Source organism: Enterococcus sp. AZ011 (assembly GCF_050548355.1).
GTDB lineage: Bacteria > Bacillota > Bacilli > Lactobacillales > Enterococcaceae > Enterococcus > Enterococcus faecalis.
Window position 1 is genome coordinate 172,751 of sequence record NZ_CP172959.1, and the last position, 13,851, is coordinate 186,601.

16 protein-coding genes and 1 riboswitch are annotated in these 13,851 nt (G+C 38.9%); of the genes, 10 read left to right on the forward strand and 6 right to left on the reverse strand.

The window, feature by feature from the left end:
• The first annotated feature begins 40 nt into the window (after positions 1-40).
• The 8 genes from rplQ to truA all read left to right on the forward strand — a co-directional run bounded on the left by rplQ (position 41) and on the right by truA (position 6,537).
• Positions 41-424 (forward strand): 50S ribosomal protein L17, encoded by a 384-nt coding sequence (gene rplQ / locus IGL36_RS00840; protein ID WP_002356228.1) that lies wholly within the window; start codon positions 41-43, stop codon positions 422-424.
• Between the two features lie 45 nt (positions 425-469).
• The gene (locus IGL36_RS00845) at positions 470-682 is read left to right on the forward strand and encodes a hypothetical protein (protein WP_002387511.1); all 213 of its coding nucleotides are present in this window, start codon (positions 470-472) and stop codon (positions 680-682) included.
• Positions 683-698: 16 nt separating this feature from the next.
• On the forward strand, positions 699-1,898 hold the full coding sequence (locus tag IGL36_RS00850; RefSeq protein WP_002397663.1) for a membrane protein: 1,200 nt from the start codon (positions 699-701) through the stop codon (positions 1,896-1,898).
• 15 nt (positions 1,899-1,913) lie between these two features.
• A complete protein-coding gene (locus IGL36_RS00855; protein ID WP_002356230.1) occupies positions 1,914-3,089 on the forward strand; it encodes a M20 family metallopeptidase in 1,176 nt (391 codons plus the stop codon).
• 201 nt (positions 3,090-3,290) lie between these two features.
• A complete protein-coding gene (locus tag IGL36_RS00860; protein WP_002356233.1) occupies positions 3,291-4,130 on the forward strand; it encodes an energy-coupling factor ABC transporter ATP-binding protein in 840 nt (279 codons plus the stop codon).
• The gene (locus tag IGL36_RS00865; RefSeq protein WP_002381364.1) at positions 4,106-4,975 is read left to right on the forward strand and encodes an energy-coupling factor ABC transporter ATP-binding protein; all 870 of its coding nucleotides are present in this window, start codon (positions 4,106-4,108) and stop codon (positions 4,973-4,975) included. Before IGL36_RS00860 ends, IGL36_RS00865 begins: the two co-directional genes overlap by 25 nt.
• Entirely contained in the window at positions 4,972-5,769 is a 798-nt protein-coding gene (locus IGL36_RS00870) for an energy-coupling factor transporter transmembrane component T family protein (protein ID WP_002373841.1), read from the forward strand. Before IGL36_RS00865 ends, IGL36_RS00870 begins: the two co-directional genes overlap by 4 nt.
• An 18-nt stretch (positions 5,770-5,787) precedes the next feature.
• Positions 5,788-6,537, forward strand: a complete 750-nt coding sequence (truA, locus tag IGL36_RS00875) for a tRNA pseudouridine(38-40) synthase TruA (RefSeq protein ID WP_002364524.1) — start codon at positions 5,788-5,790, stop codon at positions 6,535-6,537.
• 50 nt (positions 6,538-6,587) lie between these two features.
• On the opposite strand, the gene IGL36_RS00880 is transcribed toward truA, so the two are convergent.
• The 3 genes from IGL36_RS00880 to IGL36_RS00890 all read right to left on the reverse strand — a co-directional run bounded on the left by IGL36_RS00880 (position 6,588) and on the right by IGL36_RS00890 (position 8,969).
• Complete coding sequence (locus tag IGL36_RS00880) at positions 6,588-6,899, reverse strand: heavy metal-binding domain-containing protein (protein WP_002381365.1); 312 nt, start codon at positions 6,897-6,899, stop codon at positions 6,588-6,590.
• Positions 6,900-7,031: 132 nt separating this feature from the next.
• Positions 7,032-8,387: a branched-chain amino acid transport system II carrier protein gene (gene brnQ, locus IGL36_RS00885; RefSeq protein ID WP_002361550.1), complete on the reverse strand. Its 1,356-nt coding sequence runs from the start codon at positions 8,385-8,387 to the stop codon at positions 7,032-7,034.
• Positions 8,388-8,477: 90 nt separating this feature from the next.
• Positions 8,478-8,969 carry a GNAT family N-acetyltransferase gene (locus IGL36_RS00890; RefSeq protein WP_002391263.1) on the reverse strand — a complete coding sequence of 164 codons (492 nt, stop codon included), beginning with the start codon at positions 8,967-8,969 and terminating at the stop codon, positions 8,478-8,480.
• A 173-nt stretch (positions 8,970-9,142) separates the two neighbouring features.
• On the opposite strand from IGL36_RS00890, the gene IGL36_RS00895 reads away from it, so the two are divergent.
• Positions 9,143-9,727 (forward strand): TIGR00730 family Rossman fold protein, encoded by a 585-nt coding sequence (locus IGL36_RS00895; RefSeq protein ID WP_002383869.1) that lies wholly within the window; start codon positions 9,143-9,145, stop codon positions 9,725-9,727.
• Positions 9,728-9,771: 44 nt separating this feature from the next.
• Here the strand turns inward: IGL36_RS00895 and IGL36_RS00900 are convergent, their stop codons facing one another.
• From IGL36_RS00900 to IGL36_RS00910, 3 genes are all read right to left on the reverse strand, one after another.
• On the reverse strand, positions 9,772-10,512 hold the full coding sequence (locus IGL36_RS00900; protein WP_002376401.1) for an amino acid ABC transporter ATP-binding protein: 741 nt from the start codon (positions 10,510-10,512) through the stop codon (positions 9,772-9,774).
• Between the two features lie 11 nt (positions 10,513-10,523).
• Entirely contained in the window at positions 10,524-12,107 is a 1,584-nt protein-coding gene (locus IGL36_RS00905) for an ABC transporter substrate-binding protein/permease (protein WP_002381368.1), read from the reverse strand.
• A 194-nt stretch (positions 12,108-12,301) separates the two neighbouring features.
• A riboswitch (Lysine riboswitch) is annotated at positions 12,302-12,476 on the reverse strand.
• A 189-nt stretch (positions 12,477-12,665) separates the two neighbouring features.
• Entirely contained in the window at positions 12,666-12,962 is a 297-nt protein-coding gene (locus tag IGL36_RS00910; RefSeq protein WP_002356244.1) for a hypothetical protein, read from the reverse strand.
• Between the two features lie 172 nt (positions 12,963-13,134).
• On the opposite strand from IGL36_RS00910, the gene IGL36_RS00915 reads away from it, so the two are divergent.
• Entirely contained in the window at positions 13,135-13,848 is a 714-nt protein-coding gene (locus tag IGL36_RS00915; protein WP_002381369.1) for an NAD-dependent protein deacylase, read from the forward strand.
• Positions 13,849-13,851: the final 3 nt, after the last annotated feature.

Here is a 13,851-nt window from a genome sequence, read left to right on the forward strand (position 1 = left end):
CAGTGGCTCGTGAGAACAGAAACGAAGGAGGGAACCCAACGTGAGTTACCGTAAATTAGGACGCACATCAAGCCAACGTAAAGCTATGCTACGTGATATTACAACTGATTTAATCATCAACGAACGCATCGTAACTACTGAAGCTCGTGCGAAAGAAGTACGTTCAACTGTAGAAAAAATGATTACTTTAGGTAAACGTGGAGATCTTCATGCACGTCGTCAAGCAGCTACTTTCGTTCGTAATGAAGTTGCTAGTGTTCGTGAAGAAGATGAGTCTATCGTTGTTGAATCAGCTTTACAAAAGCTATTTAACGATTTAGGACCTCGTTTCGCGGAACGCCAAGGTGGTTACACTCGTATCTTGAAGACAGAACCAAGACGCGGCGATGCAGCACCAATGGTAGTTATCGAATTTGTTAAATAATTAATAAACCGATCACTTTATAGATGTTTCTTTTAGAGTGTTATGATGTTGGAGGCGACTCCGAGTCTAGCTCTGCTTTCCCTGCTAAAGATGGCTTTAGCAGGGGAGCACTCATCATATAAAGGTGATTTTTTTTTGCTTTGGGAAAACGCTGTTTTCTCAAAGCTTTTTTGTTTCTTAAAAGCATTGCAGAAGCTTTTCCGGTTTGTTATACTGATTATTAATTGGAATTTTCAGATAATTAAACATCTGAGTTAGTAGAAGGGGGAATTATATGTCGCAAATGTTTGCTTTTTCGTTGCTGATGGTTATTTTATACATTGGTGATGTAGTTTCTATCAAAACAAAAGCTTGGATTCCATCTGTTTTTGTTTGTGGTGTTTTATTTATTCTTGGTTATTGGACTATTTTTCCACAAAATATTGTGGAAGTGGCAGGGATTCCTACAGTGGTTGCCACTTTATTAATGTATCTGTTGATTACTAATATGGGCACTCTGCTCTCTATTAAAGAATTGGTTAATCAATGGAAAACGATTGTGATTGCTTTGTCAGGTATTCTGGGCATTATTGCCTTGTTATTAGCTGTAGGGACTTTTGTTTTTGACTTAAAAACAGTTTTAGTTGCAATCCCGCCGTTAGTAGGAGGTTTAGTTTCTTCATTAGTAATGTCAGAAGCGGCTCAATCAGCTGGTTTAGCCTCACTTTCAGTTTTGGCAATTTTAATTTATGTCATTCAAGGGTTTGCTGGTTATCCCTTAACTTCAATTGTTCTAAAAAAAGAAGGAAAGCGGAAGCTTCAAGAATATCGAGCAGGGACATGGCAGCCGGTTCATGAACAAGAGGGGCAAGTAACAGGAGCAGAACCAGATGTGCCTAAACTATTTGAAAAAGTACCCAAACGATATCATACAGATTATTCACGAATTTTACGTTTAGCCTTAGTTGCCACACTCGCTTATTATGTTTCTGTGTGGACGGCACCGTTTGTGACGATTAGTCCTTTTGTGCTGTGTTTATGTTTTGGCGTGATTTCAACGTCTTTAGGCTTTTTAGAAAAGCAACCATTACAGAAAGCAAATAGCTTTGGTTTTGCGATTTTAGGGTTAATGCTTTTTGTCTTTGATGGCTTAAAACAAGCCACACCTGAAATGTTGATGGATTTATTTTTACCAATGATTGGGATTATTGTGATTGGTGTTATCGGGATGTACATCTTTTCAGCAATTGTTGGTCGTGTATTAGGTGTGAGTAAAGAGATGGCATTCGCAGTTTCATTGACAGCTTTATATGGCTTTCCAGCCGATTATATTATTACTAATGAAGTGATTCAATCATTGACAGAAGATGAACAAGAACAGGCGGCTTTAACGAGCCATTTAATGCCACCGATGTTAGTGGCAGGTTTCGTAACAGTCACCATTGTTTCGGTTATTTTAGCGGGTATTTTTTCAAGTATTTTATTAAGTTTGTAGAAACGGGGCGTAAGTATGAAAAAAATCAAAGCACTAGTCAAGCAGCATTCACAAGAAATGATTGCTTTTCGACGGGATTTACACCAACATCCAGAATTACAATTTGAAGAATTTCGAACGACAGAAAAAGTCGCGGCAGTTCTTGATCAATTAGGAATTACTTATCGCAAAACAGAACCGACGGGTTTAATTGCTGAAATTGTGGGCGGCAAACCAGGCCGAGTGGTTGCGCTGCGGGCTGATATGGATGCCTTACCTGTACAGGAATTAAATGAAGATTTAGCTTATAAATCTTTAGAAGCTGGCAAGATGCATGCATGTGGGCATGATTCCCATACCGCGATGTTAGTAACAGCGGCTAAAGTATTAAAAGAAATCCAGGAAGAACTTCAGGGAACTGTAAGATTAATTTTTCAACCATCTGAAGAAAATGCGCAAGGTGCTAAAGCAATGGTTGCGCAAGGCGCAATGACCGGTGTTGATGATGTATTTGGCTTACATATCTGGTCACAAATGCCTGTAGGAACCGCTTCGTGTCGAGTGGGCTCAAGTTTCGCATCCGCAGATATTTTTTCTGTTGATTTTAAAGGCCGTGGTGGCCATGGTGCCATGCCAAACGCTTGTATTGATGCGGCAGTCATAGCTTCTTCTTTCGTGATGAATCTGCAAACGATTGTTTCTCGAGAGACAGATCCTTTAGATCCAGTAGTTGTCACGATTGGACGGATGGATGTGGGGACCCGTTTTAATGTGATTGCTGAGAATGCACGTTTAGAAGGAACGGTTCGTTGCTTTAGTGTAGCAACGCGTAATCGAGTAGAACAGGCGCTGCAACGCTATGCGGAACAAACAGCCGCTATTTACGGTGGTACGGCTTCGTTAGATTATCAATATGGAACGTTGCCAGTGATTAATGATGAGCAAGATGCCTTGTTTGCTCAAACACTAATTAAGGAAAATTTTGGTGAAGCGGCCTTAAGACAAGAAGAGCCGACAACCGGTGGTGAAGACTTCAGTTATTATACTGAACATGCTTCTGGTTGTTTTGCCTTAGTGGGAAGTGGTAATCCAGAGAAAGATACGGAATGGGCACATCACCATGGTCGTTTTAATATTGATGAAGATGCGATGGCAATGGGTGCTGAGTTATATGCCCAATATGCGTTTGAATATTTGAAGACACATTTTTAAAAGAAAATCAGTAACTTCTTGTTTTATGAGAACAAGAAGTTATTTTTATGAAAAATAGACCTGTCAAGACAGATAAGAGCTCCCATAATGACCGTTCTTTTGGTATAATAAAAAATAGTGTGAAGAATCAGAACAGATGATTGAAAAAACGCTACTTTTTTGGTAGTGTTAGAAAGAATAAATAGATTGAGGGAGTACGCGATGCAACCAATCATTGAACTAAATAATATCCAATTTAATTATCAACCAGAAGATGCTTCTCCCGCTTTAAAAGATGTGTCTTTTTCCATTCAACAAGGCGAATGGGTCGCTATTATTGGCCATAATGGTTCTGGTAAATCAACGTTAGCCAAAACGATCAATGGGCTGTTACTGCCAGCTGCTGGGACTATCAAAGTTGGCGGCAAAGAATTAAATGAAGCAAACGTCTGGGATATCCGGCGTATGGTAGGAATGGTCTTTCAGAATCCAGATAACCAATTTGTCGGTTCAACAGTCGAAGACGATGTGGCTTTTGGTTTAGAAAATCAAGGTATTCCGCGTGATGAAATGGTCGAACGTGTCCACGATGCCTTAGAACGGGTTCGTATGTTAGCTTTTGCCAAGCGAGAACCTGCTCGGCTATCTGGCGGCCAAAAACAACGAGTAGCTATCGCTGGTGTGGTTGCTTTGCGACCAGATATTATTATTTTAGACGAAGCGACAAGTATGTTAGATCCAGAAGGTCGTGCAGAAGTAATTGCTACCATTCAAAAGATTAAAGAAGAAAGCAATTTAACAGTTATTTCTATTACCCACGATATTGATGAAGCGGCTAATGCGAATCGTATTTTAGTGATGCGCCAAGGACAATTGACAAACGAAGGAACACCAGAAAAGATTTTTTCTGCAGGAGAAGCGCTTGTTGAAATGGGCTTGGATTTACCGTTTCCTGAAAAATTAAAAGTAGCTTTGAAAGAGCGTGGCGTTGTTGTGCCAACGAATTATTTAACAGAAGAAGGGATGGTGGATTGGTTATGGACATCCGTTTTAAACAAGTAGATTTTACTTACCAACCCAATACTCCTTTTGAGCAACGGGCATTATTCGATATTAATTTAACGATTCAAGACGGCTCTTATACAGCGATTGTCGGTCATACTGGCAGTGGCAAATCAACGCTATTGCAACATTTAAATGCTTTGGTGAAACCAACTAAAGGCCAAGTGACAATTGGAGAGCGTGTGATTACGCCAGAAACTGATAATAAGAATTTAAAACCAATTCGTAAAAAAGTTGGGATCGTTTTTCAATTTCCAGAAGCACAATTGTTTGAAGAAACAGTGGAGCGAGACATCGCTTTCGGACCGAAAAATTTTGGTGTTTCAGACGAAGAAGCGAAAAAATTAGCTAAGAAAATGCTTGATTTAGTCGGCTTAGATGAAAAATACTTACAACATTCTCCGTTTGAGTTATCAGGTGGTCAAATGCGCCGTGTCGCAATTGCTGGTGTGCTAGCGATGGAACCAGAAGTCTTAGTATTAGACGAACCGACTGCTGGTTTGGATCCTAAGGGTCGTAAAGAAATGATGGAGATGTTTAGTCGTCTGCATAAGGAACATAATATGACCATCGTTTTAGTGACACATTTGATGGATGATGTGGCTAATTACGCAGATCATGTGATTGTTTTAGAAAAAGGACAAATCGTCCGAGCGGGAGCACCACAAGAAGTGTTTCAAGAGACACAATGGTTGAAAGAAAAACAATTAGGCGTGCCAACTGCAGCCGAATTTGCTGAAAAATTAGTGGCAAAAGGCTTTTCTTTTGAGCAATTACCATTAACGGCCGATCAATTAGCCGATCAGCTTCTGAAAAAAATGCAGGAAGCAGGTGAGGCAAAATGATGAATAAATTGATTTTTGGGCGCTATATTCCAGGTGATTCTTTTATCCATCGTTTAGATCCGCGCGCAAAATTATTAGCTAGTTTTTATTTTATTGGGATTATCTTTTTAGCAAATAATTGGCAGAGTTATGTTTTAATAGCAGCCTTTACTGCTTTTGCTATTTCATTATCAAAAATCAGCGCCCGCTTCTTTATCCGCGGTGTTCGGCCATTATTATGGCTAATTCTGTTTACTGTGGCTCTTCAAACCTTGTTTACACAAGGGGGAGAGGTGTACTTTCAGTGGGGAATTATTTCCATTACCCAGTTTGGTGTGACGAATGGGCTATTTATTTTCTGTCGTTTTGTTTTAATTATTTTCATGTCAACGTTATTAACTTTAACGACGGCACCATTAGAGTTATCAGATGCGATTGAATATTTGTTACGCCCACTTCGTGTGGTGAAATTTCCAGTTCATGAAGTTTCATTGATGTTATCAATTGCCTTACGTTTTGTCCCAACATTAATGGATGAAACGGAAAAGATTATGAATGCTCAACGTGCCCGTGGTGTTGATTTTGGTGAAGGAAACTTACTTCAAAAAATGAAAGCTATTGTTCCACTTTTGATTCCGCTTTTCGTAAGTAGTTTTAATCGTGCGGAAGACTTAGCGACTGCCATGGAAGCAAGAGGTTATCAAGGTGGCGAAGGACGGACAAAATACCGCATTCTTCATTGGCACCTACGAGATACAATAGTAATGTTTGGCTTTGTCTTGTTAACCATTGGCTTATTTGTATTAAGAACTTAGAAAAGGTGAAGAAAAATTATGCCCCGCTATAAAGCAATCATTGCCTATGATGGCACTCATTTTCATGGCTTTCAAAAGCAGCCTAATGAGCGTACCGTTCAAGAAGAAATAGAAAAAACGTTAGCACGCATGAATAACGGACACTCCGTGACGGTTTTTGGTTCAGGACGAACAGATGCAGGGGTTCATGCAATGGGCCAAGTGATTCACTTTGATTATCCGCAGGAACGTCCGTTGGAAAAAATGCGCTTTGCGTTAGATACACAAACACCAGAAGACATTGCTGTGCGAAGCGTGGAACGTGTTTCAGAAGACTTTCATGCACGTTATCACGTGATCGAAAAAACCTATCAATTTAAAGTGGATATTGGCAAACCGCGAAGTCCATTTCGACGTTTTTATGCCAGTTATTTTCCGTATCCCATTGATCTCGAAAAAATCCAACAAGCTTTACCTGATTTATTAGGCACCCATGATTTTACCTCTTTCTGTGCCTCAGGAAGTTCGGTAGAAGATAAAATCCGAACTATTCATGAAGCCAGTGTTCATGTCAATGAAACGGGGGATGAATTAACATTCACTTTTCGGGGCGATGGTTTCTTGTACAAAATGATTCGGATTTTAGTTGGTACGCTATTGAAAATCGGCAATGGGCGGCTGGAACCAACCGCGATTCCAGCAATTATCGCAGCCAAAGATCGAAATTTAGCGGGTCCGACTGCTCATCCAGAAGGATTGTATTTAGCAGAAGTGAAATATGAAAACTAAAAAGACGTAGACCTTACAAGAAAAGGTCTGCGTCTTTTTAGTTGCAAAATTTAGATGTATTTAACAGCTGTTCCGTAAGCCACGACAGATTGCATGTCTGTGCCAATTGTGCCAGAATCAAAACGCATCATCACAACGGCATCTGCACCTAATTTAGAGGCTTCTGCTTTTAAACGTTCGATTGCTTGGTCGCGTGCTTCTCGTTGCATATCAGTGTAACCTTTGATTTCACCGCCAACTACGCTTTTTAGTCCAGCACCTAAATCTTTAAACATATTTTTAGAACGTGTGGTTAACCCGAAAACTTCTCCAATAATTTCATATTCTTGACCGCTAATTCTCTCGGTTGTTGTAACTAACATGGGCAATTTCCTCCAGTACTTGTTGGTAACTTCAATTTACCATAGTCAAGAGTTTGGTACAACGAATATACATAAAAACGACACTAGAAAAGATGCGCTTTCGCATTTTTTCTAGTGTCGTTTTGGTAAGAATTAATCAAGAATAGGATCTTTTTTAGAAATCATGACCCAAACCCAACTAATTAGAAAAGCAACCGTTGCTGGAACGACCCAGCCCATGCCAATAGTGAACAATGGTAAGTATTGGCCGGCTTTTTCTAAAAGCGTTGTTACAAACGCCGTATCTTTGATAAAGGCAGGCGCGCTATTTAATGCATCTAAAACAGCAGCAATCAATGTGATATAGGTCGTTGCTTGATAGACTTCCCGTCGATGTTTGAAAATAGGACTGATGATTACCAAAAGCATTAAAGTAATCGCTAATGGATAAAGGAACATCAAGACTGGAACGGCAAATTGAATGATGTTGGTTAAGCCGACATTTGCAAAAATAGCTGGTAAAATAACAACAATTGCCAAGAATTTTTGATAGGAAACTTTCGGAAACATTTCTTCAAAAGTCTCAGAAAAGGCTGTGCTTAAGCCGATACCGGTTTTTAAACAAGCAAGAACTACGATAAAAGCCAGTAAAATACTCCCTGGTAGGCCTAAATAGTAATTGGCAATTTGGGCTAAGGCAATCCCGCCGTTTTCACTGATTGGAAAAGCCCCGATACTCATTGTTCCCATATAAGCAAGTAAGGTATAGATAATCCCCATCAATACAACACTGAAAGCACCTGATTTAATCATCCCTTTAGCGATATCTCCTGGTTTTTCGACGCCCATATTTCGTAAAGTTGAAACGACAACAATCCCAAAAGCTAATGAAGCTAAAGCATCCAGCGTATTATAACCTTCTGTAAATCCTTTAAAGAAAGGACTTGAAATATAATTTTCACCAACAGCGGCACTGGCCACATGACCTAATGGTTTTACAAAGGCTAAAACAATCAAAATTCCTAGCAATGCTAAAAATAACGGATTTAAAAATTTACCCACATAATCTAAGATTTTACTTGGCTTTCTAGAGAAGAGCCAAACAGCTAAGAAAAATAATGCGGAAAAACCAGCAAGAACCAGCCATTGCAAGTCTTTAGGAACAAATGGTGCAAGACCAATCTCAAAAGAAGTAGTTGCTAACCTTGGTAAAGCAAAGAAAGGACCAATCGTTAAATATAATAGTAAGGTAAAAATAAGAGCATAACGACGATTAATCCGAGAAGCTAAGTCAAAAACACCTGAACTTTTAGAAACACCCATAGCAATGACACCAAGAAAAGGTAAGCCAATTCCAGTGGCTAAGAAGCCCAAGTTTGCTAAAAAGACGGAAGCCCCCGCTTCTTGTCCCATATGTACAGGGAAAATTAAATTTCCAGCACCGAAAAACAAACCGAATAACATTGAACCAACGTATAGATAATCACGCCAAACTAACTTTTTTTGCATAGATTCACACTCCTTAATATTGTCTTATTATTTAAAATAACAGAAGAAGAAACAGAGAGCAACCAGTTTTTATAGAAAACATTGGTTTTCTTATTTTTCTATGAAATAAGCATACTGATAATCATCACAATAGTGTCCATTTATATAAAATTCTTCTTTAAAATGTGCTTCCTGCACAAAATCATGTTTTTCATAGAATCGAATGGCTTCTTGATTGGTAGCCATTACTCGCAAACTCAGCTTATGAATCCCGCTTATCTGAGCCATATCTTTGACATACGACAACAAAGAACCACCAATCCCTTGTCCTTGGAAATCTGGCGAAACGCCAATACTTAGTAACCATTGCTTTTGATGAGCTGCTAACGAAGTGGGCGGATGGACTTCAATAAATCCAGCGAGTTGTTGTCCGCTGATGGCAACAAAAATCGTTTCATCTTTCATTTTTTCTTGATATGCCGCAAGCGAGAGTGGTTGTATCTCGGCAGGGGTATTCTTTTTTGTCCAAATGATTTGGTCCAAGGCATGTAATGCGGGCCAATCGGCTTCGGCAACTAAGCGAATAGTGAGTGAGGTAGACAAGATAATAGGGCTCCTTTTTCTGAAATTTTAAAATATAAAAAGACTATAGCATTTATTGTCTGAAAATTCAAATACTTTTAAAACGAAAAGAAAAATGGCTGCACCTTTTCGAGAAAATCAAAATATGCTACCATAGCTACCAGAGGATAGATGGTAAAAAAGAATCTATCTAAATGGAGGGTATGTTTGTGAAAAAAATGGCAGTATATTGTGGCGCCAGTCTGGGGAATGAGCCAATCTATCAGCAAGCTGCAGTAGCGTTAGCCGCTTGGATGAAAGAAAATCACTATGATCTAGTTTATGGCGGTGGCAATGTTGGTCTAATGGGTACGGTGGCTGACACGCTTTTAGCAGAAGGTGGAGAGGTAATTGGTGTTATGCCCACTTTTTTAATGGAGCGGGAGATTGCACATAATGGCATTACAAAGATGCATACAGTTAGCGATATGCATGCGCGTAAGAAAAAGATGATTGAATTGGCAGATGTATATTTAGCTTTACCCGGTGGGCCCGGCACGCTAGAAGAAATTAGCGAGGTGATCTCTTGGGGCCGAGTCGGTGAACATATGAATCCTTGTATTTTATACAACGTGAATGGTTACTATGATTTATTAGCTGCTTTTTTTGATAAAATGGTAGAAACTAGTTTCTTAACAGAAGCGGATCGAGCTAAAATTTTCATTTCAGATTCCTTAGAAGAAATTGGTGCATTTATTGATTCCTATGAACCGCCAATGATTCGTCAATACAAAAAATAACAAAAGAGGCAGTCACTCTAACCAGAATGACTGCCTCTTTTTTACTAGTTTTTCGTTAAAATCCGATGTAAGAACTCTTTTGTCCGAGCTTCTTTTGGATGGATAAAAATATCTTCAGCGGTCCCTTCTTCGGCAATGACACCTTTATCCATGAAAATAACACGATCGGATACGTCCCGCGCAAATTCCATTTCATGTGTTACAATCACCATTGTTAGCCCTGTATGGGCAAGATTTTTCATCGTTTTTAGCACTTCGCCAACCATTTCAGGATCCAATGCAGAAGTTGGTTCATCGAAAAGTAAAACATCTGGATCCATTGATAATGCTCGAGCAATGGCTACCCGTTGCTTTTGTCCACCAGACAATTGAGCAGGTTTGGCATCAATAAAACGAGCCATGCCAACTTTTTCTAAATTTTCTAAGGCAATTTTTTTGGCTTCTTCTTTGTTTCTTTTTAGGACAGTCATCTGACCAGAAGTACAGTTTTCTAAGACATTCATGTTATTAAATAAATTGAATGATTGGAAAACCATACCTAAATGGGTCCGATATTTGGGCAAACTATAACCACGTTCTAAAACATTTTTACCATTATAGATGATTTTGCCATCTGTTGGTTTTTCTAACAAATTAATACAACGTAGTAACGTTGATTTACCAGAACCAGAAGAACCGATAATGGTGACAACTTCTCCTTTGTTGACGTTCATATTGATATCTTTTAATACTTCGTTTTCGCCAAAGCTTTTTCGTAAATGTTCAATTTCAATAATTGCACTCATTTGTTTGCCTCCTAGCTTTCTTTTCCTTCTTCAGTTAATTCTTCTACTTTAACGTAAGCAGAAGGGCCATCCATTTTACGTTCCACAACACGTAAGATTCGTGTGATCACAAAAGTCATTACCAAGTACATGATGCCGACAATTGTAAAGGTTTGGAAGAACTGGAAGTTTGCGCCAGAAGCAGCATTCCCTTGGAAGAATAAATCTGCGACACCGATAACACTTAACACGGCTGTATCTTTGATATTAATGACAAATTCATTCCCTGTTGCAGGTAAAATATTACGTAATACTTGGGGAATAACGACTTTACGCATTGTTTGTCCATGGGTCATCCCAATCGCTTGTGCTGCCTCGAATTGTCCTTTATCTACTGCGAAAATACCTCCGCGAACAATTTCAGACATATAGGCACCAGTATTCACAGAAACGATAAATAATGCGGCCACTGTTCGGTCTAAAGAGATGCCAAAAGCTAGAGCTAAACCATAGAAAATAACCATTGCTTGAACCATCATTGGTGTACCACGGAAAACTTCAATATAAATAGAAAGAATTAAATTTCCTAATTTTTGGAAGAAACGAGCGACTGGGTTTTCAGAATCTGGAATTGTACGGAAGACACCAATTAGTAAACCAAGGGTTGTTCCGACAACTGTCCCAATTAACGCGATAAATAGCGTTAAACCAGCACCACGTAAAAACATGTCGCCATATTGATTCCAAATATTTTTGAAATCGTTAATAAGTCCTGTTTTTTGTTCATCACTATCTGTTGCTGCAGGTTGATCCTTGATTGCTTGGTCCATAATTTTTGTCCGTTCATCTTGAGAAATACCTGCTAAAATTTTGTTTACTTTTTCAATGTCTGGATCGCCTTTACGCATGCCGACTGCTACTTGCGAGTCTTCAGCGCTAGCATCAAAGCCATTTTCTTTTGGAAATTCTAACATTTTTAATTCTTTATTGACACTAGTTGCTGTTATGCCTTCAGGGCGTTCACTAACATACCCGTCAATCATGCCAGAAGCAAGTGCTGTTCGCATAGCTGAAAAGTTATCCATTGCTTGCTGTTTATTGACATTTGGAATTTGATCAATTAATCCGTAGTGGAATGTATTTAGTTGAGCCGTAATTTTAGCATCAGCTAAATCTTTCAAGCTTTTTGCATTAGCGTATTTGCCATCTTTTTTTACAATTACGACAAATTGTGATTCATAATAAGGGTTTGTAAAAGCAATTTCTTTTTTTCGTTCAGCGGTTGGGCTCATTCCGGCGATAATGGCATCAATTTTTCCAGATTGTAAGGCGGGCGCCAAGCCATCCCATTTGGTTTGGACGATTACTAATTTACGACCTAAACCATCGGCAATTTTTTTAGAAATTTGAACATCATAGCCGCCTGCATAAGAGTTGCCTTGAATAGGCACTGCGCCATGTGCGTCATTTTTCTGTGACCAGTTAAAAGGGGCGTAGCCAGCTTCCATGCCGACACGAAATTCACCATTTTCCTCCGCCGAAGCGTTGGTTGTCATGCCAAGTAACGAAAATAGCGTGACAAGTAGTAGACTGAATGAAAAAACTTTTTTGTTCATCTTTTTCTCTCCTTTAAATTTCTTGTCTGATTGATCGTTTTGTCTTTTTTCAATCAACAAGCTTTGATAATCAGCTGAGCAAAAGCGATTCTGTCTTTTTAAAGGAGAATACTTCTGTCACAACCTATTTTTGAATACAAAAAAACAACCAAACAGATGTAAGGTTGCTAGGTAATGTCGAAAAAAATTCCTCAACGAAACATAGCACAACTTAGCATCACTACTAAGACAGTCCGCAAGCTCTTAACTTACGTCCCAACACACAACAGAAGAGGCTCCGTTATGCATTTCGGCGATTGATCCTAAACTTGCTTCCCAGTGTCCTCTCACTCCACAAGCGTAATAAAAACCGCGACCTCTACCTCTTTTTTGAGGCACTATTCAGTTATTAAATTCAGTTATTAATTTTAGGATAAATCCAGAAGAAAGTCAATATGTTCCAGCAAAGGAATTTATCAAGAGGACACAAACACCATGAAATTAGCGTAACATTTTCCCTACGAAATAGAAACTAATACGAAAAAAGCAACCATTCCTAAAGGAACAGTTGCTTTTTACTTAAGCTTTGACAGCTTTTGGTTCACGACCTAAAATAGCTTGAAGAACAGTCAATACACCTAAAGAAGCTAAAATTGTATAAATTAGACTTGAGTAAGTTAAGATACCGAAATCCCAAGTTTTGTAAACTAATAAAACAATTGCTAAGGCGATAATAGCGATAACGTTGAAGAACGCAAAAGCCCAAAGATTTCCGTTTTCTTTACGAGAAAGATAAAAAACAGAGAACCAAATGCTTAAAACGCCCCAAGCGATGCAGGCAATAATTGCAGCCCAATAAATAATAAATGCGACCATTGTTGTTTCACCTCACTTTTACTCATGCATATTTTACCACGAGTTGAGAAATTTGTCACAAACTCTTTCAAGATAAATCAATATATAGGTAAGAAGTTTTCAAAAAGTGGAAAAACTTTTGGTGCTAATGTTAAAATACGTTATAATATAGAAGATTAGGAGCTGAATCGATATGCAAGATATCACGCAAGCTGAGGCAATTCATTGGTTGGCAACCCAACAAAAAATCACATTTTTAACAGGTGCGGGTATCTCGACAGCCTCAGGTGTGCCAGATTATCGTTCCTTAAAAGGTGTCTATCAAGGAATCCAGCAACCGGAATACTTATTGAGCCGGACTTGCTTAAAAACAGAGCCAGAAAAGTTTTATCAATTCGTTAAAACGCTCTATCATCCAGACGCACAACCTAATATCATTCACCAGAAAATGGCACAATTAGAGCAAATGAAACGGGGAAAAATTGTTTCACAAAATATTGATGGGCTTCATCGAAAAGCAGGTAGCCAAGAAGTGGTGGACTTTCATGGTAATTTATATGAATGTTATTGCCAAACTTGTGGTGCAACGGTTCCTTGGCAAGACTATTTGCTTAGTGATCGGCACGCTGATTGTCATGGACAAATCCGTCCAGCTATTACTTTGTATGAAGAAGGACTATCCGAAGAGGCAATTGAAAAAGCCATTCAGGCCGTTGCTTCTGCCGACTTAATCGTGATTGTCGGCACGAGTTTTCAAGTGCATCCATTTTGTGATTTGATTCATTATAAACAACCAACGGCAACTATTTTAGCCATTAATCAAACGCCGCTATTTTTACAACAACCTTATTATTTTTTAGAAGCGAAAGCCGAAACGATATTTGCAGAATTAACGATAAAGGAGTAACGG